Source organism: Campylobacter concisus (assembly GCF_002913715.1).
Classification (GTDB): domain Bacteria; phylum Campylobacterota; class Campylobacteria; order Campylobacterales; family Campylobacteraceae; genus Campylobacter_A; species Campylobacter_A concisus_AG.
The window spans coordinates 126,167-147,221 of record NZ_PPCE01000009.1; the positions used below are offsets into that span (position 1 = coordinate 126,167).

Sequence of the window (21,055 nt, forward strand, 5' to 3'; positions counted from 1 at the left end):
TTTAAGCTAAAATCCCAGCACCATTTATCGCTTGGCTGCGCTCTTTTGCATAAATTCTCTCGCCATTTATCACGTCATATTTCCAGATCGGTGCATTTGCCTTAAAGTCCTCGACAAATTCGTTTATGAGCCTTAGCGCGACCTTTCTTTGAGGGCTCACAACGCCTGCAACATAAGAGCTCGTATGCACGGCCACATCGCCTTTTGAGTGAGCAAAGAGTACGTAGGCATTTTCTTTTTTGGCTCGCTCCTGCCAAGCATCTAGCCATTTTTTAAGTATTGGCTCATAGATATCAAAGCTAAGCGCCGAAATACCACCTTCTTCTCTTACGATTCCAACAAAAGTGATGAGCGCACCGCAGTTTTTATCCTTAAAGCGTTCATACCACTCGTTTGTGATGCTTTGAACATCTAAGCTTCCATTATAAATTTGCATCTTAGCCTCCACAAACTGGCGGCAAAATAGAAATTTTATCGCCTGATTTAAGAGCAAAATTTATATCGCTTACGATCTCGTCATTTACGGCAACCGCACAGATATTTAGCCATTTTTTAAGCTCTTCTTTCTCACTTAAAGCCTCTTTTACTTCGCCTAAATTTTTTGCTTCTACTTTGATATTTTCAAGCCCGATAGGCCCAAGAAATTCGATCTCTATCACGTTTTATCCTTTGAGATTTTTGCTGATTTTACTTAAAAATAAATTTAGATATACTTATTTAAAAATTTAAAAAGCGAGCAAAAATGAACGAAATTTTAAAGAGCATAAAAACCCCAGCCTACGTCTGCGAAGAGGCAAAAGTACGTAAAAATTTAGAGCTTTTAAAATATGTCAAAGAGCAAAGCGGAGCTAAAATTTTAGTCGCACTCAAAGGCTTTGCATTTAGCGGAGTGATGGACATGGTTGGCTCTTATCTTGATGGTGCGACTTGCAGTGGGCTTCATGAGGCAAAATTTGCAAACGAATACGTAAAAGGCGAGATCCACACGTATAGTCCAGCGTTTAAAGAGGAGGATTTTGATGAAATTTTAAAAATTTCAAAGCACATCACATTTAACTCTTTTGCTCAGTGGCAAAAATTTAAGGGTATTGCCCTAGAAAATGGTATCATCTGCGGCCTGCGCGTAAATCCAGAGGTCTCGCTAGCCCCAACTGACAGCTACAATCCATGCGGTAAATTTAGCAGGCTTGGCATCACGAGAGCAAATTTTAAACCTGAGCTTCTTGATGGCATTAGCGGGCTACATTTTCACGCGCTTTGCGAGGAGAGTGCGAGTAGCTTGCAGACCGTGCTAGAGGCGTTTGAGGAGAAATTTGGCGAGTTTATCCCAAAGATGAAATGGATAAATATGGGCGGAGGACATCACATCACGAGGGCTGATTACGATGTGGAACTGCTTATAAAAATAATTAGGCGCTTCCGCGAAAAATACGGCGTAGAGGTCTATCTGGAGCCTGGCGAGGCTGTGGGCTGGCAGACTGGCTTTTTGATAAGCAGCGTGCTTGACATCGTGCATAACGAAAAAGATATCGCCATCCTTGACACCTCGGCTGAGGCGCACATGCCTGATACCGTGCTCATGCCTTACCGTCCAGCAGTTAGAGGTGAGAGTGAAAATGGCAAATTTGCTTATAGATTTGGTGGTAATACCTGCCTGGCTGGCGATATAGTGGGGCTTGAAGCGGACGATGCGGAGTATAAATTTGATAGTGAGCTAAAAATCGGTGACCGTGTCATCTTTGAAGATCAAATTCACTACACTATTGTGAAAAATACGACATTTAATGGCATTAAGTTGCCTGACCTTGTCCTTTTAAAAGAAAATGGCGAAGTTAAAATGATCCGCGAATTCGGATATGAAGAGTATAAACGCAGAAACTAATCACTGGTGTTTTGGCTAGCTTTTGGCTGCTAAATACTGAGAATTTTTCTACACGGATTAGTATCAATAAATTTTGGCAAATTTATCTATCTTTGCACTCTTTTGCAAGTTGTATTCGGTTTCATTTGCGATACTTTGAGCTAATTCTTTAGCGAAAATCACTTATAAAGCCAAAAGTTATATCCATACCAGCAGCCACACCTGAAGCCGTGTAAAATTTATCATCTTTTACTTAGTTGGCGTGCAATTGTCACTACAGCCTTGCCGCAACTTTTTACCCGCTCAAATGATCTTTTATTTGATGTAGCTTTTAGTCCGTCAGGCACTCCAGCGCGAACTAGTAAAGCTGAGCCAGTGTAGAGACTAAGGCAAAAATTTGAAGCCAGAATACACTCCTTAGGATTTGATATCAACTCGTTGTCATTAAAACTAGGACCTCATAATCATCAAAAAAGAAGACAAAATAGATTCATTGCTCTACTTTTTGGATAGAAATTTTAAAAATCTTTGGTGTTTTCGTTTACATTTTAAAAGCAAAATCTGAAATAACTTTAACTATAAAATAGGATGAATTTAGATTTAATATTCTTATAAAAATTAACAAAGCTTAAATATTTTTTATAAAATTTTTAGTAATCTTTTTTGCTAAGGTTTGCTTGTGATTAGCTCTGATATAATAGCAACCAAAATAGCGTAGCTATGCGATTTAACGTATTTAACCAATACTTAAATTGTTTAAGCTCAAATTCATAAAGGACTACAATGACGAGAATTCTTACTCTGCTTTTTACATTATTTGTAACAGCAATGGCAACTCAAGGACCAACTGGCGTCAATCAATATAATAGTGCCATTTGGGCGGCTGAAAGGATAGAAAATATCAAGCCATACGAACAAGGTTTGGGGCCGATATTTACTTTTATCCAAGGTAATGATTATTTTGCAATAGCAGCACTTTCTATCATTTTGGCTGTTATTGGAGCATTTGCATTACACTTTTTAATCATTGGACCAAAACATTTTAGTCATGATGGTAAAAAGGTATTTGCTTTTTCATTGATCATACGTATAGCTCATGGTTTGGCAGCGATCTCATGGATCATTTTAGTACCAACTGGTATCATCATTATGTGGGGTGCAGAGCTTGGCGGTGGAACATTTGTGCGTTTCTGTAGATACTTGCACGATACAGCAACTGTGATCTTTGCTGTTTCTGTGCTTCCTATGTTATTTACCTGGACAAAGAGAATGCTTCCAGCAATTTATGATATCAGATGGATGATGATAGTTGGTGGCTATTTATCAAAGAAAAAGAGACCTGTTCCGGCTGGTAAATTTAATGCTGGTCAAAAAGCATGGTATTGGATCGCTATCCCTGGTGGTATCGTTATGATAATTACTGGTGCGATTATGTATTTTACAGACTTCAAAGAGCCAGCGGTTGCTTCTTGGTTTGGTCTTACACAAATTGATCTTTTAAGATACAGCGTAATTATCCATAACTGTCTTGGCATCGCATGTGCAGTATTTTTCTTAGTTCATATTTATATGGCAGCTATTGCTATTCATGGTGCTATTTGGTCGATGATTACTGGATATAAAGAGGAAGAAGAAGTTTATGTTCTTCATCACTACTGGTACCAAGAGCTCGTTAGAGAAAATAAAATTCCAGTATCTGATTATGAAAAGTCTTATACAAATTTAAAATAATTAACTTTACTTTGATCTTGCTAGTAAGCGAGGTCAAAGCTCTATTTTATCTCAAATTTATACATTAAAATTTTTAAAATAATTAATATTTTTTGGCTATAATCCAAACTAGTTTCAAGGTTTGAAATACTAATTGCAAAAGGAAAAATCATGACAACAATTGATTGTAGAAATTTAGAGTGTCCAAAGCCAGTCATAATGACAAAAAATGCACTTGATGGCTTAAGTGAAGGTGAAAGCTTAGAAATTTTGGTAAATGCACTAGCCCCAAAAGAAAATATTTCAAGATTTTTAAAAAATCAAAATATAAACTTTAGCCTCGAAAGCAATGGCAACGAAACTAAAATTTTAGCTACAAAAGGCAAAAATGCACTTGAGCTTACAAATTTTGATGAGTTTGTCTGTGACATAACACCAAAAAATAATAAAGTACTCTATCTGAATGAAGAGTGCGCGGGAAGTGGCGAAGTAGGAATAAATTTACTATCAAAATTCTTAGGAGCATTTCTTCAAGTTGAGAAAAAACCAAAGATAATAATCTGCGTAAATAACGCTGTAAAGATGACTACAAACCGCTCACACCCAAGCTTTAAGCCGCTTAAAGATCTTGAAGCTGCTGGTGTTAAAATTTTAAGCTGCGGAAGCTGCTTGGAGGCTTATAAGCTAGTAAGCGATCTTGCGATTGGCGAAATTTCAAATGCTTATGAGATCATCGACATACTCTCAACTCACGAGCAAATCAAACTATGATCTACCACGACAAAAAGCTTACGCAGTTTGTTAGAGCCGCTGGTTGAGCTGCTAAGCTTGACCCGTCGGGTCTAAACAAAACGATTAGTAGTTTAAATTTATCTCATCCAAATCTGCTCTCAAGCACCAATTCTAATGAGGATGCGAGTGTCTTTAAAATTTCAAGTGATCTTGCACTTGTTCAAACGCTTGATTTTATAACGCCTGTGGTAAACGATCCATTTATCTACGGACAAATCGCTGCCGCAAATAGCCTAAGCGACGTCTTTGCAATGGGTGGCGAGGTGATAAATGCTCTAAATATCGTGGGTTTTGATAGCTGCAACTTGGCACCTGAAATTTTAGGTGAAATTTTGCAAGGCGGAGCCGATAAAGTAAAAGAGTGTGGTGGCATTATTGTTGGTGGGCATACGATCGAGACACAGCAGATGTATTATGGACTTAGCGTCACTGGAAGGGTTCATCCTGATAAATTTTGGGCAAATAATACTGCCATAAATGGCAATGTTTTGATACTTACAAAGCCCCTTGGAAGCGGCATTTTAAGCACAGCAATAAAGGCTGATTTATTAAGCATGGAGCAGATAAAAGAGGCTGCAACTATCATGGCACAGCTAAATTTTTATGCATTAAAGGCACTTGATGACATCAAAGTCTACGGCGCTACTGATGTGACTGGATTTGGCTTTTTGGGACATTTAAGCGAAATGCTAAATGAAAAGATCAGTTTTGAAATTTATGAAAAAAACGTGCCAATCATTGCAAGTGCAAAGGAATTTGCAGATATGGGCATTATTCCAGAAGGAAGCTATAAAAACCGCGAATTTGCAAAGCATTTTGTAGACAAAGAAGCTGACATTTTACTATTTGACGCACAAACTTCTGGTGGACTTTTGCTTGCAGTTGGTGAAAAGGACGCGATGCTCGCAGTAAAACGCTTAAAAGAAGTAGGCTACGAGCACTCAACTATCGTTGGTTCTGCGGTGTCAAAGAGCGAGTTTGGTATATTTTTAAGATAAATTTTTAAAAATAGCATGCTATCTCATTGCGTTAGTGAAATCTTTTAATTTACTTAGCCATTCTATAATTTCAAAAACTACAAAGGAGAGATGATGAATTATCTTGAAATTTTAAAATTTCGTCATGCTTGCAAGGTTTTTGACGAAAGCAAAAAAATCGGTGCTGGTGAGTTTGATTTTATACTAGAGGCTGGCAGGTTAAGCCCTAGTTCAACTGGCCTTGAGCAGTGGGATATCTTAGTCGTTCAAAATAAAGAGCTTAGAGAAAAAATAAAAGCTCTTTCATGGAATCAAGCGCAAATCACATCTTGCTCGCATTTAGTTGTCGTTTTAGCTAAGATCAAAGAGGTAAAATTTGGAAGCACCTACGTTAATAAAATGATCGCTAGAAATACCAATAAAGATCCTGAAGCCATTGCTGCAAGACAAAAATTTTACCATGACTTTTTGCTAGCAAATTTTAAAAATGATGATGAGCTAACATTTCAGTGGTCACATGAGCAATGCATGATAATCGCCACAAATATGATGAATGCAGCCGCGAGTTTGGGCATTGATAGTTGCCCGATAGAAGGCTTTGACAGACATGCTTTAAATAAACTTTTAGGGCTTGATGAGAGCTTTCAAAGAGTGGCTATCGTGGTGCCATTTGGCTACCGCCTAAATCCACAACCAAAAAAACTTCGCAGAGAAATTTCTGATATCGTTACTTGGATCTATTAAGATATTTGAGCCAAATTTTAAATAAATTTTTGGCTCAATTTTAAAAAACCAATAAATTCTAAATAAATACTTACCTTTATAAACCCAAATCAAGTAAAAATGGGATAAAATCAGAGCCAAAACCTAAACTAACGAGGTGTCTATCGTGCTTGAGAAACAAAAAACCAGCCTTCAAATAGTAAAAATGTTTTATACAAAGGCTATTTTACTTCTACTCTCATTTATATTTTTAGCATTATTTGTAGTTTGTGCCGGTACGAACGATATAAAGTATGATCTTAGCTCAACTAATTCGAATATAAAATCATCAATCTCAAATAGCTTTTTTATAATAAAAAACGATCTATTTTTAAAATCAAAAATGGTTGAAGCAGGTCTTAGTGATATACTATTTGATAAAAATTCAACAAAAAACGATCTTTATATAGCTTTTTACGTTTTTGATAAAAATAGAAATTTAATTTATTCAAAGAGATTTTTAGGTGCTGATGACATAGCCGAAAAGGATCTATCTCGGCTTAGGTTAAACGAGACAGATGCTGGAAAATTTACAGTATCGGATCGAGTTTATAAAAACAGTCGTTTTAGAGACATTTATGCATCTTATGGACTAAAAAATGGAGGCAGCATTTTAGTTCAAATTGATATAAAATTTTTACAAAACTACACTAATGTAGATTACGATGAGAAAACCAAAACTTATGCTTATTTGGTGGATAAATATGGAAATTTATCAAGAGATGAGTTTTATAAAAAATTTGATGAATCGATGTTTTTGCCTTATGTGAGTCTTGGCGACGAGTTTAAAGAGGATAAAATAATATTTTCTTTAAGCCACATGAACTTTTATCTCATAAGCTATATGCCAGAGTATAAAATTTTTGTTATTACTGCTTCAACGAAGCATTTTCATATCTTTATGCAGTTTGTGTTATTTTGGCTATCGATCTTTTGTTTTATATCTTCTTTAATATTATGGGTTAGAGATGTAAAATTTATAAAAAATAGAATAATGCCAGCTTTAAAAGAGGTAAGAGATACTTTAGATGGCGATGAATACGAGATAAAACGAAGCCTTAATGTAACAGAATTTGAAGATATAAAAAATGGAATAAACAAGCTAAAGATAGAAACCAAAAAAGCAACTGATGGGCTAGAAGAATACAAAAGTAGATTTGGCTATATTTTTGAGCAAAGCTTTTTGAAAATAGTGGTTTATGATGCTTATAGCGGCGATATTATTGATGCTAGTAATGCATTTTTATCTTCTGTTGGCTACACAAAAGATGAGATTATAGAGCTAAATTTAAATGATTTAATAGATGACGATTTTGCATTGTTTATGCAAATGAAACAAGATGCTCAAAATAGCGATATGAGTTTTAAAATCAAGCTAAAAACAAAAGATGGCAGCACTAAAGAGGGATTTTTACAAGAGTCGCAGATCGAGCTAAGGGATTCTAGGCTAAATTTTATGCTTATACATGAGCTAGACGATGGAAAATTTACGAAAAAGGATAACGAAGCAATAAATGATTATTCGTTTTTATCGCCAAATGTAATAGCAGAAGCATTAAGTAGCGATCCATTTTCTATCGTAAGAAGTACGCAAAATATCGATAGTGTCTTTAAAGTCGCACAAGATAAGAAGCTTATAAATTTAAAAGATCTAATAAGCCCTGAAAGTTTAGATGAGGTTGCTGTAAATATTTCTAATGAATCTAAAAAATTCTTTGAAAAAGGTAGCAAAAATAGCGAGATAAATCTCGTAGCCAATATGCAAACAAATGAAAACAACAAAACGCCATTTAAAATAAAAGTAAAATTTATTGATAATGGTGCTGATAAAGAGCGAAAGATCATCTACTTTTTTAATGACTTAAGTGATATAGCAAAGTTGCAAGAAAAATATGATGCTGAATTAAAATATTTTCAAAGCATACTTTGGGCAAGCCAAGCGCTTGTCTTTTCATGGGATAAAAAAAGCGACACCCTTTATATCCCAAATGCTATCGCCAAGTCGCTCGGATATGCATTAAATGGGGATATGAGTATAAATTTTGAACGTGCAAAAACTATATTTGTAGATGAATTTGTAAGCTTTAAGGACTTTTTTGACCTTATAAAAAAAGGTGAAGTATATGATGGCGAAGTGCGTTTTTATAGGGCTGATAAAGAGATTATTTATGTAAGGATTAGAGCAAAAGCAATAGCCTTTTATGATGGTGAAGCAAGCGTTATAAAGGGCACAATGCAAGATCTTAGTGTGCAAAATAGCTTTTTTTCTTATCAAGACCTTTTAGCAAAAATTTTCTCATACGCAAAAGAGCAAATTATTATGCTTGATGATGAGTTTAGGATCATAGATGCTAATGACGCTTTTTTCGATACGCTTGACATTTCTAGAGATAAAAATTTTATAGAGAAAATTTACTCAAAAGATATAATAAATTTTAAAAACGGACTAAAAGATATTAAAGATGAAATTTTAAATTCAATTAAAATAACTGGCTTTTGGCAAGGTCTTATTCATGATGTTCGAAGCAAAAATAGACTCGAAGTCATAAGCATAAGCAAGCTTTTAAACGCGTTTGGCGATCAAGAGGGATATATTTTGTTAGCTTCAAGCGCAAATGATGACTGCTACAATAAAGAGTATCTCGAATTTATCGCATATCACGATACGCTAACTGGACTACCAAATAGATTTTTACTTTTTAATAAGCTAGAAAATCTGCTAAAACAAGCGAAAAAAAGCTTAAAAATAGCAGCTTTTTATGTTGATTTTGATAATTTTAAATCGATAAATGACGGATACGGACATCAAGTAGGCGATAAAATCCTAATAGAAATTTCAAAAAAAATAGATGAAATTTTTCCAAAACAAGGAATATTTGCAAGAATAGGCGGGGACGAGTTTATAGGTGCTATGCCTTATGAAAATTTGGGAGAAATTTACGAAACTGCTGAAAACATCTTAAGAGCGGGACAGAGTAAAATTTCTATTGATGATGAGAAAAAACTTAGCGTAAGTATTGGTATTAGCTTAAGTAGCGATGCGCTTAGTGTTGATGATCTAATTGAAAGAGCTGATTGGGCTATGTATCAAGCAAAGCTTAATGGAAAAAATAAATATTATGTATTTAACTCGAAAAAAGATACGTACTTTAAAAATGAATATAGAGATGACTCAAAGATCATTGAAGCTATCGATGCTGGCGAGATGTTCTTGCTTTATCAGCCTGAGATTGATATAAAAAGTGGGGAAGTTAGCAGTTTTGAGGCATTTATTAGATGGAAAAATGGCGATAAGATATTAAGGCCATCAGACTTCTTACCGCTTGCAAAAGGCTCAAAAGCAGTTGTTGCTATCGCATTATTTACACTAAAAGATGCTTTAAAAGCTAGGGCTGTATGGCTAAAAGAGGGGATAAATGCAAAAGTTAGAGTAAATTTATGCATTAAAAAGCTAATGACTTCTGAGCTTTTTGAGAAATTTAAAAAGCTTTTAAAAGATGAGCAGCTAGACGCTAATGGGCTAATCATAGATATCGTTGACTCCGCAAGTGGCGTAAATTTAGATGATGTTGTTAGATATATCGATGCTTATAAGGAGCTAGGCGTTAGCTTTTCGCTTGATGATTTTGCATCTTATTCAGGCTCGGTAGAAGCTTTAGGCATGTTAAAAACAAATAGATTTAATATAGATAAAAGATTTTGCAAACAAATTTTTGATTCAGTAGAAGCACTAAAGACCATACGCATGATAAAGTATGTATCAGATACATTTAATTTTGATGTCATGATAAAAAATTTAGAAGATAAAAGCATGCTTGAAATTTTTGTTGGATTTGGCTTTAGTAGATTTCAAGGACGGCTTTTTGCACCAGAGCTTAGCCTGGATGATGTGCTCAAATTTAAATTTGCTCTATCATCTCCGCTAAATGTAAGAAATTTTCAAGATGATGAGAACTACAATATGCTTTGCAAAATAGTAGGCGTAAAAGAGCTTATGACTCGTTTGATAAATTTACTTAAATGCGATGAAAAAATAAGCGAAAAATTAAAAAGCGAAATAGCAAATCAAGTAGATGATATCAGAACAATAAATGAAAAATTAGCTGAAATTTTAGATACGATCCTTGTAAAAATAGACAAAGAGAACGTAATAAATTTAGCTAATGAGGCAATTTTATTATGCGATAATGATCTAAATTTGAGTGGAGCGAATAAATAATGAATGAAAATGCTTTAAATGTTTATGAGCATGAAATCCCAAATGGAAGCAAGCTGTACTTTGCCAGTAGTGCAAAGCTAAAGAGGCAGATCGAGCAAAAAGCTAGTGAAATTTTAGAAAATGAAGGCTTTAGCGAGATCGTAACGCCATTTTTCTCATATCACCAGCATTTAAGTGTAGATGCGACAAATCTTTTGCGTTTTAGCGATAGTCTAAATCACGAAATAAGCCTAAGAGCTGATAGCACGGTAGATACTGTAAGGATCGTGCTTAGAAGACTAAAGGCAAACGAATCAAAAAGATGGTTTTATATCCAGCCAGTCTTTCGCTATCCAAGCCAAGAAATTTATCAAATCGGAGCCGAACTAATCGGTGAAAATGATGTTTTAAAAAGCATAAATATCGTAGCAAAGCTTATTGATGAGCTAAAAATGGATACATTTTTGCAAGTGAGCAATATACAAATTCCAAGAGTGATTTGTGAAATTTTAAGCGTGCCTATTGAAATTTTTGAAAATGGGCAAATGGAAAAAATTTTATCTCAAAATGTTCCATGGCTAAGCGCTCTTGCTCTTTTAAAGTCAGTTGATGAGTTGGATGAAGTGATTAAAATTTCTCCAAGCAAACTAAAAGAACCGCTTGAAAATTTGAGAAATTTAGCCAGTGCTTTAGAATATAAAAATTTAAGAATAGTTCCGCTATATTACTCGAAAATGAGATATTACGATAGTTTATTTTTTAGATTTTTAAGAAATAACAGCATAATAGCAAGTGGTGGCAGCTACGAAATAGACGGAAAAATAAATAGTGGTTTTGCTGTTTATACAGATGCATTGATAGAAGAAAAAATTAATTTAAGGAAGTAAGAATGAGAAAGGCTGATTTGGTAGTTGGAGTTCAATGGGGTGATGAGGGTAAAGGTAAGATAGTTGATATGCTAGGACTAAACTATGACATGATCTGTCGCTCACAGGGTGGTCATAATGCCGGTCATACAATCTGGGTTGATGGCGTTAGATACGCGCTTCACCTTGTTCCAAGTGGAATTTTGCATAAAAATATCATAAATATCATTGGCAATGGCGTTGTTGTTTGTCCAGAAGTGTTAATCACTGAAATGGCACAGTTTGAAAATTTAGAGGGAAGGCTTTATATTAGCGATAAAGCACATTTAAATCTAAGCTATCATAGCCAAATCGATCAAGCAAAAGAGAGACTAAAAGGCGAAAAAGCAATCGGTACGACTGGCAAAGGAATCGGACCAACTTATGCTGATAAAATAAGTAGAAGCGGTCACAGAGTAGGCGAATTACTTGAACCAGAGCGTTTGTGCGATGCTTTAATGCATGATTTTGAGACAAACAAATGCGTATTTGACGCACTTGGTGTAAAAATTCCTAATGAGAATGAATTGCTTGAAGAGCTAAAAAGATATAAAGAGGTTTTAGCTCCATTTATCGCAAATACTACAAACCTAGTATGGAAGGCACTTGATGAAAATAAAAAGGTATTACTTGAAGGCGCTCAAGGCACGCTTTTAGATATCGACCATGGCACATATCCATACGTAACTAGCTCAAATACCATAAGTGCAGGTGCTTGCACAGGTCTTGGACTAAATCCAAAAGAAATCGGTGAAGTAATAGGCGTCATAAAGGCCTATACGACTCGTGTTGGCTTTGGTCCTTTCCCAACAGAAGACAAAGGCACGAGTGGCGATAAGATGTGTGATATCGGTAAGGAATTTGGCACAACAACAGGCCGCCGCAGACGTTGTGGCTGGTTTGATGCTGTGAGTGTAAAATATGCTTCAAGACTCGATGGTGTCGATACTTATGCACTTATGAAGCTTGATGTGCTTGATGGATTTGAAGTGGTAAAAATTTGTAAAGCTTATCAATATAATGGTGAAACTATCGATTATATGCCGACAGATCTTGAAAATGCAACTCCTATCTATGAAGAACTTGCAGGCTGGGATAGCGTAAAAGGCATAAGCAAATATGAAGATCTGCCAGCAAATGCAAGAGCTTATATCGAGCGAATAGAAGAGCTAACTGGCGTAAAGATCGGATACATCTCAACAAGCCCTGAAAGAAGCGATACGATCATTAGATGAAAAGTAAATTCACCTCTATCGTCCGTGTAAAAAAACAAGAGATAGATAAGGTAGAGGCAAAGCTCGCCGTTGCTAGGCTTAATGTAAGAAATTTTGAAGAAAATTTAGTGCATTTAAGAGCAAGGCTTGAGGAGTTTTGCTTGCCAAAAAGTGGCAATATAGGCGAGCTAAAGGAAAATTTAGAGTTTATAAAGATAGCAAGGCAAGAGTTAAATGCCTGCAAAGAGAGCCTTGAAATAGCTAAAAAAGAGGTTTCGCATTACGAACATAAATATAAAAATGCAAATTTAGAGTACGAAAAGATGAAATATCTAGAAAAAGAAGAGTTTAAAAAAGAGATAAAACGCATACAAAAGGCTGAAGCACTTGCACTTGATGAGTTTGCAGTAATGAAATTTACAACTAAGAGCGAGTTGTGATGAGAGCGGTTTTATTATTCTTAACTATTTTAAATTTTGCATTTTGTTTTGAAGTACCAGTTGACTGTACGCAAATTTTTGAAGCTAGAAAAGAAGAAATTTCAAAGGAACTTGAGATCATAGATGAACAGCGTCAAGCTTTAGAAGTATTTCGCGCAAGCTCGGCAGCAGCCTATGAAGAAAATAATAAAAAGCTTGCCAAAAAAGAAGCTGACCTAAATGCGACAATGAAAGTGATCGAGCAAAAACGCAAAGAGATCGATGAAGTGGTCGCCAAAAATGAGAAAATTTTAAAAGAACTTCGCACAATGACTAGTGATAAAGTCAATGAGTCGTATTCTAAGATGAAAGATGGCGCGGCAGCTGAGGTGCTCTCTAAAATGCCTAGATCAAACGCAGCCACCATACTTTATGCTCTTGATGCCAAAAAGATATCAACTATCATGGCAAAAATGGATCCAAAAGTAGCATCTGAGATCACCACTTTGCTTCAAAAAGGGCCACCATTTGCTGATGAAAAAGGCGATATGCCAACTCCAGCTGGTAGCATAAATATACAGTAATAAATTTTTGCACAGGCAAGTAAAATTTTAAAAAATTTAGACACTAAAATATAAAGCTCTATACTTATAAATTTTTAATTTTAAGCTCACCTAACTTTAGCTTGCATACTTTTGTGGTGGCTATTTTTTAACTAAACTTGCTACGACCCCAACTCCAAGGATGGCTAGAATGATAAAAAGGCTAATTTGTGCAGAAATTTCAAAACCGATATGAAAGATATGAGCAGTCGCATTTACAGCTAGCTTTGCTGCGATAAAAAATAAAAGCACGATCACAGAAATGTCTAGATATTTTAAAAAATTTTTGAGTGCTTCAAGTACAAAATAAAGCGTTCTTAGCCCAAGTATCGCAAATATCATCGCTGAATAAACAATCACAGGATCTTTGCTCACAGCAATGACAGCTGGAACGCTATCAAAAGCAAATATCACATCGCTTAGCTCAATCACGCAAAGGCACAAGAATAACGGTGTTGCTATCCAAGTGGCTTTTAGTCTTAAAATTTGATCGTTAAGAGTAGTTTTTTGACTATCTGAAATTTGCTTAGAAATTTCGCTAAATCTAACAAAAAAGCTATGTCCGAAAAGCTGTGGCAAAACTGGGAAGAAGCGATAAACTGCCCTATAAGCTATGTGGTTTGAATAATCTTTTATATCCTCATCACACTTATCTTTTTTTATCATCATTACGGCACTATATGCGACTATTGCCGCAAATATTAGCTCCATCCAAGGAGAGATGGCAAAAAGCATTGTACCTACGGCTACAAAGATGAGTCTAAATATCATAGCTCCTATAACGCCAAAATAAAGCACTCTGTGGCGATAAATTTCAGGTATCTTAAACCATGAAAAAATCGCCATCATCACAAAAAGATTATCTACCGAGAGCGACTTTTCTAGCGCATATCCTGCAAAATAAAGACTTGCTATTTCACTGCCTCGCTCAAAATATAAATATATGCCAAAAAGTACCGAAACTCCTATCCAAAAAATAGACCAAATGCTAGCTTGTTTTAGTGAAATTTTCTCATCACGTTTATGTGCAAAAAGATCTATTCCAAAGGCAAGTGATGCCATTATAAGAAAAACTATAATTGTTTGAATTTCTAACGCGTTCAACTTTTATCCTTAAAATTTTAGCAAGGCATCATCAAGACTTCTACTATCTCGCCTTTTTTGAGAAATTCTTTATCCATTGGGATAATTAAAAGTGCAGCCTTGTTTGTTAAGTTATTTACGATCGCTGAACTGCCAAGCTTTTTGCCATTTAGATTTACAAAATTTTTTCCTTCACGATTTTCTAAATTTACAGCCGTAAATTCTAAAAATGGCGAACGCTTTTTATAGTCTTCGTCCATTATCGCCGTGATTTTTGGCTCGTCATTGCCTAGCCATAAATTTATCAAGACTCTAACATAAAGTACGCACATAACCATTGCTGAATACGGAAATCCAGGCAGTGCAAATATATATTTTTCGCCTGATTTTGCTATCTTGATGTGGCGGCCTGGTTTAACGGCAGCCTTATCTATGATGACGCTAAAATTTTCTTTTAAAGTGTCTTTTACAAAGTCATAATCTCCCATGCTAACGCCGCCAGTTGTTATTAATATATCAGCTGATTTTAGTGCATTTATGATAGCTTTTTTAACAAGCGCAGCCTCATCTTTTACGATCTCACAAAGGATTGGCTCGGCTCCCATTTTAAGTATTTGCATCGCTATACCTATGTGATTTGAGCTATGAATTTGTGCAGCGTTTTCTAGTGGCTCGCCAAGGTCTTTGATCTCGCTACCAGTTGCAATTATCGCTACTCTAGGGCGGATGAAAACGCTTACGTGAAAGATGCCAAGCTCAGCAAGAAGTGCGATTTCTGCGTAACTAAGTTTGGTTCCTTTTCTTATTAAAATTTCTCCCTTTTTGTAGCTCTCGCCCACCGCACGCACGGCAAAGCCTTTTGATACATTTTTTTTGATAGTGATTTTTGAGCCACTAACTTCGACATTTTCAACTGGCACAAGCGTATCTGAGCCCTCGCTCATGAGCGAGCCAGTAAAGGTTTTAACGCATTTGTTTCCGCTTATTTTTATCTCCTTGTCACTTCCTGCGGGAAGATCGGTGATGAGCTCAAGCTCGCTTAAGCTATCACCATATGCAAATGCGTAGCCATCCATCGCTGAAACTGGCTTTGCTGGATAGTTCTTATCTGCTATCACATCGTGTGCGATATTTCTATCAAGAGCGTCTGTGATGGCGATCTTTTCTACTTTATCCCAAATTTCAACTGTGTCTTTTAAAATATTTAAACTATCCTCATAACTTATAATATCTCGCACTTTGTGTCCTTTTTTCGTAAAATTTTATTATTTTAGCTATTTGGCTCTTAAATTTTATACTTTCTTTATTTATGCTCTATTAAAATGCCATTTAAGAAATCAGTTTGATTTTACCCTATACACAGGAAAATTCATGAATAAAACATTGCTTTACATCATCGCAGGTGCAAGTCTTGGCATTCTTGGCCCAGTGCTTGTTTATTTTGGCAACCCAGCAAACATGGGCGTTTGTGCGGCTTGCTTTTTAAGGGATAGCGTAGGTGCTCTTGGCTTTCACCAAGCCAAGGTCGTGCAGTATCTAAGGCCTGAAATTTTAGGTCTTATCATCGGAGGCTTTCTAGCAAGTATGCTTTGGAGTAGAAATTTCACTCCAGTATCAGGCAGTGCGGCATTTTCTAGATTTTTCTTAGGCGTGTTTGCTATGATTGGTTGCCTTATCTTTTTGGGCTGCCCATGGAGAGCATTTTTACGTCTTGGCGGAGGAGATATGACCGCTATTGCTGGTCTTGTCGGTCTATTTGCTGGCGTTTTTGTTGGACGATTTTTCAAGAAAAATGGTTACGTCATACCTGAAAATGATGCCACTACAAAACCAGTTGCGTTTTTGCCATTAATCATTGCTATTTTGCTTTTAATAGCCCTTGTCTTTGGTTTAAAGCTTGGCGACAATGGTGCTTTATTTAGCTCAGAAAAAGGTCCAGGCTCACAGCACGCAAATATCTTTATCTCACTTATTTGCGCCATTGTTATTGGCATTTTTATGCAAAGAAGCAAATTTTGCTCGGTTGGTGCGATTAGCAAAGTTTTTGAGCGTGATCTTTCAATGTTTTATGGCATTGTATCTATCATCGTTTTTGCAAGTATCACAAATTTAGCTCTTGGGCAATATAAATTTGGCTTTGAAGCTCAACCTATCGCTCACAATGACGTCCTTTGGAATTTCCTTGGCATGAGCTTGGCTGGTCTTTGCTTTAGCCTAAGTTATGGCTGCCCAGGCAAACATTTAGTGCAAATGGGAGCTGGAAATTTAAGCTCAGCTGTATTTGTCTTAGGCATGGGAGCAGGCGCTGCGATAAGCCATAACTTCATACTTGCAAGCTCTGGAGCTGGCATCACTCCTTACGCTCCATATGCCGTAGCGATCGGCTTTATCTATGCTATTTATGTTGGAGTTTTTACTAAAAAAGCATAATATAAATTTGGCTGCTTTTGCAGTCAAATTTACTCACTCCTTATATTTATAATTTCATCAAAAAGTTCAAAAAGCTCGCGTTGATGTGTGATCATCATCACGCCAAGTTCCTTAAAATCGCTCTTTAAATTTTTCAAAATTTCAGCTGCTGAAGCATTATCAAGTGCTGAGGTTGCCTCGTCTAAGAATAGAAATTTAGGCTTTGCAAGATAGACTCTGGCAAAATTTAGCCTCTGAGCCTCGCCTCCACTCATAATCTTAGGATAGTCTAAAATTTCATCTAAATTTTTAAATTTGCTAAGGCCAACTCTGGCTAAAATTTTATAAATTTCACTATCATTTTGCTCATTCTTGTTCGGATAGGAGATGAGTTCTTTTAGGCTAGATCTAACCAAATATGGCTTTTGGGATAAGATTTGTTGCTTTTAGGTAGCTTATGCTAAAGCTAAAATGTATATTTATGGGAGTTAAAATTGAAAAAAGTTTAATTCTATTGAGAGGATTTAGCCGCCAAATGACGGCTAAGAGAAGTTATCTTAAAATTTGAATCTTTGCTTTTGCGCGGAGTTTGTCAAAATAATCAGCCATAAGTTTTTCTTGCTCACCTTGATAAAGCTCGTTTATAACATTATCCTTAACGTCTGCAAAGCTTGGTGTGTATGAGCCGATCTTCTCTTTTACTAAAAACATATCAAAGCTGTCAGGCCCTTGCAAAGGCTGTGTGTAGTCACCGTTATTTGTGCTTGAGATGATCGCAGCAAGCCTTGGATCTATGCTTTGATAGTCCAAACTAACCTCTTGTGTTTGCACGCCGTCTAGTAGCTTCGGACTTGTCTTTTGAGCCTCAAGTAGCTCAGGATCTTTTGCTCTATAAACTACGACTCTAGCGGTGCTAAAGACCTTAAATTTATCAGGATTAGCATCAAAATACATCTTTGCTTTTTGCTCATTTACATTTTTACCAGCTTCAGCCAAGATGCTTTTATAAAGCTTTTCTTGAAGCATCTTTTTTTCTATGTTGTTTTTAAACTCCAAAAAGTCCATGCCTTGAGCTTGGATAGAGCTTCTAAACTGCGAATTTGTCATGCCATTTTGCTTTGCGATCGATTCGATTCTATCGTTTAGCTCAAATGGCGTTACACTAATGTTTAAATTTTTTATCTGAGCATCTTCGAGCCTATCTCTTATGAGTAAATTTAAAGCATCTTGTTCGCTAGCTCTTAGCTGTTCTTTCAAGCTATAAACTTCATAAAGCGTGATTGGTTCGTTCTCTACAATAGCTGCGATACCGTTTATCATCTGAGCCGAATATAAATTTAAAGCACTTAGCATGCCAGCAGCCAAAAAGAGCAATTTTTTCATAATAAAACCTTTATTTAAGTATTTAGTAAATATAATTTTGGGCAATTATAACATAAAAATAAGGCACAAAATGATAGTTACTAGATTTGCTCCGTCGCCTACTGGATATCTACATATAGGCGGACTTAGGACAGCCCTTTATAATTATTTATACGCAAGAGCTAATAATGGAAAATTTTTACTTCGCATCGAAGATACTGATTTAAAACGAAACTCAGAAGAGGCCACGCAAGCCATAAAAGAAGCGTTTGCTTGGTGCAAGCTAGATCACGACGGCGAAGTGACATATCAATCAAAAAGATTTGATCTTTACAAAGAGTATGTTAAAAAACTACTTGAAGAAGGCAAAGCATATAAATGCTATATGAGCAAGGACGAGCTTGAAGAGCTTAGAGCTAGCCAGGAGGCAAGAAAAGAGCGTCCAAAATATGATAATAGATATAGAGATTTTACTGGCACTCCTCCAGCTGGTATCGAGCCAGTCATCCGTATAAAAGCTCCATTAAGTGGCGAAATCGTCATACATGATGGCATAAAAGGTGAGGTTAAATTTAAGGTTGAAGACATATTAGATGACTTCATCATCGCAAGAAGCGACGGTACACCAACTTATAACTTCACGGTTGTGATAGATGACGCACTAATGGGTGTAACAGACGTCATCCGCGGCGATGATCACCTCTCAAATACCCCAAAACAGATCGTTCTTTACGAGGCACTTGGCTTTAAGATTCCAAAATTTTATCACGTCGCTATGATAAACGGCGAGGATGGCAAAAAGCTTAGCAAAAGACACGGCGCAACTGACGTTATGGAGTATAAAAAGATGGGCTACTTGCCTGAAGCGCTCTTAAATTTCCTTGTTCGTCTTGGCTGGAGCCACGGTGATGATGAGATTTTTACTATCGAGGATATGCTTAAATACTTCAATCCAAACGATATCAACAAAAGCTCAAGCACTTATAATGCTCAAAAGCTTGACTGGCTAAATTCTCACTACATTAAGACCCTGCCTTATGAGAGACTAGCTCACGATATGCTTGAGTTTGGCGTGGATTTTAAAGCTTTGGTAAAGGGCGAGCTACTACTAAATTCTCTCCGCGAGAGATCAAAGACACTAATCGAAATGGCAAATAGCGCAAACACGATCATCAACGCTCCAAAAAGCTACGATGAGAAAGCCTGGGCTAAATTTATAAATGAAAATAGTAAAGAAATTTTGGCTAAATTTGCTCAAATTTTAGATCGTGACCTTGACGCAAAGGGCTACGAGGAGCTAACAAATAAATTTTTAGAGCAAAATGGCTTAAAGCTAAAAGACCTAGCTCAGGCTCTAAGAATAGCGCTAACTGGCTCAAGCGTGAGCCCAAGCATCTTTGAAGTGCTTGAAGTAGTGGGCAGTAGCGAGACGAAAAATAGAATACAAAATTTATTAAAGGAAGAGAAATGACACATGTAACTAAAGAAGAAGCACTAAACTACCACATAGGCGGTAAGATCGAGATAAAGGTAAAGACGCCTTGCGAGACGTCAAGAGACCTTTCAATGGCCTATACACCAGGTGTTGCAGAGCCTTGCAAAGAGATAGAAGCTGACAATGAACTAGCTTATAAATATACAAATAAAGCAAATCTAGTAGCCGTTATCACCGATGGTACGGCTGTCCTTGGGCTTGGCGACATCGGTGCGATCGCTGGCAAGCCAGTTATGGAAGGAAAGTCAGTTTTATTTAAAAAATTTGCAAACGTAGATGCCTTTGACATCGAGCTAGACGAGCATGATCCAGATAAGATCGTTGAGATTTGCAAGGCCCTTGCTCCGACATTTGGTGGTATAAATTTAGAAGACATCCGTGCTCCAAAGTGCTTTGAGATCGAGAGAAAGCTTCAAGAAGCAGTTGATATCCCTGTAATGCACGACGATCAGCACGGCACGGCGATGATAACAAGTGCTGGCATGATAAATGCGATGGAAATTTCTGGCAAAGATATATCTAAGATAAAAATCGTAGTTAGCGGCGCAGGCGCAGCTGGCATTGCGTGCGCGAAGATGTATAAAGCGCTTGGTGCAAAACACATCGTTATGATAGATAGCAAAGGCGTAATTCATTCAAAAAGAACAGACCTAACACCTGAAAAGGTAGAGTTCGCGCTTGAAACTGAGGATAGAACTCTAGCTGATGCGATGAGGGGTGCTGATATGTTTTTAGGTCTTTCTAAGCCTGGTGTTCTTACAAAAGAGATGGTTGCTTCAATGAACAAAGAGCCTATCATCTTTGCTTTGGCAAACCCAGTGCCTGAAATTTATCCAGAGGATGTTGAGGCTGTAAGAAGTGACGTTATGATGGGTACAGGCAGAAGCGACTATCCTAACCAAGTAAATAACGTTTTAGGCTTTCCATTCATCTTTAGAGGTGCGCTTGACGTTAGAGCTAAAAAGATCACTGAAAATATGAAAATGGCTGCGGCTAGAGCGCTTGCACAGCTTGCAAAAGAGCCAGTACCAGCTGAAGTTTTAAAAGCAAGTGGCGTTAGCGAGCTAAAATTTGGCAAAGAGTATATCATCCCAAAACCATTTGACAAGCGCGTATTAACAGCAGTCGCTCCAGCAGTTGCAAAAGCTGCGGTTGAAGATGGCGTGGCGAGAGTAAAAGATTTTGATGTTGAGGCTTACAAAGCCAAGCTTGCAAAAGGATTTTAAAATTTAGCCCAAATTTTGGGCTAAACTCTTTTTGGCATTT

Annotated in this window: 19 protein-coding genes; 13 read left to right on the plus strand and 6 right to left on the minus strand. The window is 36.6% G+C overall.

What is annotated here, in order from left to right; genetic code table 11:
* Position 1: 1 nt before the first annotated feature.
* Together CYO92_RS04595 and CYO92_RS04600 are read right to left on the minus strand one after the other, a co-directional pair.
* On the minus strand, positions 2-436 hold the full coding sequence (locus CYO92_RS04595) for a molybdopterin synthase catalytic subunit (protein ID WP_072593913.1): 435 nt from the start codon (positions 434-436) through the stop codon (positions 2-4).
* Position 437: 1 nt separating this feature from the next.
* On the minus strand, positions 438-659 hold the full coding sequence (locus CYO92_RS04600; protein ID WP_103588836.1) for a MoaD/ThiS family protein: 222 nt from the start codon (positions 657-659) through the stop codon (positions 438-440).
* 83 nt (positions 660-742) lie between these two features.
* On the opposite strand from CYO92_RS04600, the gene nspC reads away from it, so the two are divergent.
* The 10 genes from nspC to CYO92_RS04655 all read left to right on the plus strand — a co-directional run bounded on the left by nspC (position 743) and on the right by CYO92_RS04655 (position 13,422).
* Entirely contained in the window at positions 743-1,882 is a 1,140-nt protein-coding gene (nspC, locus tag CYO92_RS04605) for a carboxynorspermidine decarboxylase (RefSeq protein ID WP_103588837.1), read from the plus strand.
* A 762-nt stretch (positions 1,883-2,644) separates the two neighbouring features.
* On the plus strand, positions 2,645-3,592 hold the full coding sequence (locus tag CYO92_RS04615; RefSeq protein ID WP_021090567.1) for a formate dehydrogenase subunit gamma: 948 nt from the start codon (positions 2,645-2,647) through the stop codon (positions 3,590-3,592).
* A gap of 150 nt (positions 3,593-3,742) precedes the next feature.
* Positions 3,743-4,342, plus strand: a complete 600-nt coding sequence (yedF, locus tag CYO92_RS04620) for a sulfurtransferase-like selenium metabolism protein YedF (protein WP_103588838.1) — start codon at positions 3,743-3,745, stop codon at positions 4,340-4,342.
* On the plus strand, positions 4,339-5,361 hold the full coding sequence (selD, locus tag CYO92_RS04625; protein ID WP_429827532.1) for a selenide, water dikinase SelD: 1,023 nt from the start codon (positions 4,339-4,341) through the stop codon (positions 5,359-5,361). The genes yedF and selD overlap by 4 nt, the downstream gene beginning before the upstream one ends.
* Positions 5,362-5,454: 93 nt before the next feature.
* A complete protein-coding gene (locus CYO92_RS04630; protein WP_103588839.1) occupies positions 5,455-6,084 on the plus strand; it encodes an NAD(P)H-dependent oxidoreductase in 630 nt (209 codons plus the stop codon).
* A gap of 145 nt (positions 6,085-6,229) precedes the next feature.
* Positions 6,230-10,321 carry a diguanylate cyclase domain-containing protein gene (locus CYO92_RS04635; protein ID WP_103588840.1) on the plus strand — a complete coding sequence of 1,364 codons (4,092 nt, stop codon included), beginning with the start codon at positions 6,230-6,232 and terminating at the stop codon, positions 10,319-10,321.
* Complete coding sequence (locus CYO92_RS04640; protein ID WP_087576583.1) at positions 10,321-11,187, plus strand: ATP phosphoribosyltransferase regulatory subunit; 867 nt, start codon at positions 10,321-10,323, stop codon at positions 11,185-11,187. The genes CYO92_RS04635 and CYO92_RS04640 overlap by 1 nt, the downstream gene beginning before the upstream one ends.
* 2 nt (positions 11,188-11,189) lie before the next feature.
* A complete protein-coding gene (locus tag CYO92_RS04645; protein WP_084041659.1) occupies positions 11,190-12,440 on the plus strand; it encodes an adenylosuccinate synthase in 1,251 nt (416 codons plus the stop codon).
* Positions 12,437-12,859 carry a flagellar export protein FliJ gene (locus tag CYO92_RS04650; RefSeq protein ID WP_103588841.1) on the plus strand — a complete coding sequence of 141 codons (423 nt, stop codon included), beginning with the start codon at positions 12,437-12,439 and terminating at the stop codon, positions 12,857-12,859. The genes CYO92_RS04645 and CYO92_RS04650 overlap by 4 nt, the downstream gene beginning before the upstream one ends.
* Positions 12,859-13,422, plus strand: a complete 564-nt coding sequence (locus tag CYO92_RS04655; protein WP_103588842.1) for a MotE family protein — start codon at positions 12,859-12,861, stop codon at positions 13,420-13,422. Before CYO92_RS04650 ends, CYO92_RS04655 begins: the two co-directional genes overlap by 1 nt.
* 120 nt (positions 13,423-13,542) lie before the next feature.
* Here CYO92_RS04655 and CYO92_RS04660 read toward each other — a convergent pair whose 3' ends face one another.
* Both CYO92_RS04660 and CYO92_RS04665 read right to left on the minus strand, forming a co-directional pair.
* Positions 13,543-14,544, minus strand: coding sequence for a TerC/Alx family metal homeostasis membrane protein (locus tag CYO92_RS04660; protein WP_103588843.1), 1,002 nt, complete (start codon positions 14,542-14,544; stop codon positions 13,543-13,545).
* A gap of 17 nt (positions 14,545-14,561) precedes the next feature.
* The gene (locus tag CYO92_RS04665; protein WP_103588844.1) at positions 14,562-15,761 is read right to left on the minus strand and encodes a molybdopterin molybdotransferase MoeA; all 1,200 of its coding nucleotides are present in this window, start codon (positions 15,759-15,761) and stop codon (positions 14,562-14,564) included.
* A gap of 133 nt (positions 15,762-15,894) precedes the next feature.
* Between CYO92_RS04665 and yedE the strand changes: the two genes are divergently transcribed.
* Complete coding sequence (gene yedE / locus CYO92_RS04670; protein WP_103588845.1) at positions 15,895-16,953, plus strand: YedE family putative selenium transporter; 1,059 nt, start codon at positions 15,895-15,897, stop codon at positions 16,951-16,953.
* A gap of 29 nt (positions 16,954-16,982) precedes the next feature.
* Here the strand turns inward: yedE and CYO92_RS09590 are convergent, their stop codons facing one another.
* Together CYO92_RS09590 and CYO92_RS04680 are read right to left on the minus strand one after the other, a co-directional pair.
* A complete protein-coding gene (locus CYO92_RS09590) occupies positions 16,983-17,348 on the minus strand; it encodes an ATP-binding cassette domain-containing protein (RefSeq protein ID WP_180997844.1) in 366 nt (121 codons plus the stop codon).
* Positions 17,349-17,484: 136 nt separating this feature from the next.
* Complete coding sequence (locus CYO92_RS04680) at positions 17,485-18,315, minus strand: peptidylprolyl isomerase (protein ID WP_021091056.1); 831 nt, start codon at positions 18,313-18,315, stop codon at positions 17,485-17,487.
* 70 nt (positions 18,316-18,385) lie between these two features.
* Between CYO92_RS04680 and gltX the strand changes: the two genes are divergently transcribed.
* A complete protein-coding gene (gene gltX / locus CYO92_RS04685) occupies positions 18,386-19,765 on the plus strand; it encodes a glutamate--tRNA ligase (protein ID WP_103589109.1) in 1,380 nt (459 codons plus the stop codon).
* Entirely contained in the window at positions 19,762-21,015 is a 1,254-nt protein-coding gene (locus CYO92_RS04690; protein ID WP_054196129.1) for a malic enzyme-like NAD(P)-binding protein, read from the plus strand. Before gltX ends, CYO92_RS04690 begins: the two co-directional genes overlap by 4 nt.
* Positions 21,016-21,055 lie beyond the last annotated feature (40 nt).

What these genes read in the sequence shown, in the direction of transcription:
- CYO92_RS04595 (WP_072593913.1), bottom strand. Translation starts at nt 436, where the DNA reads ATGCAAATTTATAATGGAAGCTTAGATGTTCAAAGCATCACAAACGAG.
- nspC (WP_103588837.1), top strand. Translation starts at nt 743, where the DNA reads ATGAACGAAATTTTAAAGAGCATAAAAACCCCAGCCTACGTCTGCGAA.
- CYO92_RS04615 (WP_021090567.1), top strand. Translation starts at nt 2,645, where the DNA reads ATGACGAGAATTCTTACTCTGCTTTTTACATTATTTGTAACAGCAATG.
- yedF (WP_103588838.1), top strand. Translation starts at nt 3,743, where the DNA reads ATGACAACAATTGATTGTAGAAATTTAGAGTGTCCAAAGCCAGTCATA.
- CYO92_RS04630 (WP_103588839.1), top strand. Translation starts at nt 5,455, where the DNA reads ATGAATTATCTTGAAATTTTAAAATTTCGTCATGCTTGCAAGGTTTTT.
- CYO92_RS04640 (WP_087576583.1), top strand. Translation starts at nt 10,321, where the DNA reads ATGAATGAAAATGCTTTAAATGTTTATGAGCATGAAATCCCAAATGGA.
- CYO92_RS04645 (WP_084041659.1), top strand. Translation starts at nt 11,190, where the DNA reads ATGAGAAAGGCTGATTTGGTAGTTGGAGTTCAATGGGGTGATGAGGGT.
- CYO92_RS04650 (WP_103588841.1), top strand. Translation starts at nt 12,437, where the DNA reads ATGAAAAGTAAATTCACCTCTATCGTCCGTGTAAAAAAACAAGAGATA.
- CYO92_RS04655 (WP_103588842.1), top strand. Translation starts at nt 12,859, where the DNA reads ATGAGAGCGGTTTTATTATTCTTAACTATTTTAAATTTTGCATTTTGT.
- yedE (WP_103588845.1), top strand. Translation starts at nt 15,895, where the DNA reads ATGAATAAAACATTGCTTTACATCATCGCAGGTGCAAGTCTTGGCATT.
- CYO92_RS04680 (WP_021091056.1), bottom strand. Translation starts at nt 18,315, where the DNA reads ATGAAAAAATTGCTCTTTTTGGCTGCTGGCATGCTAAGTGCTTTAAAT.
- gltX (WP_103589109.1), top strand. Translation starts at nt 18,386, where the DNA reads ATGATAGTTACTAGATTTGCTCCGTCGCCTACTGGATATCTACATATA.
- CYO92_RS04690 (WP_054196129.1), top strand. Translation starts at nt 19,762, where the DNA reads ATGACACATGTAACTAAAGAAGAAGCACTAAACTACCACATAGGCGGT.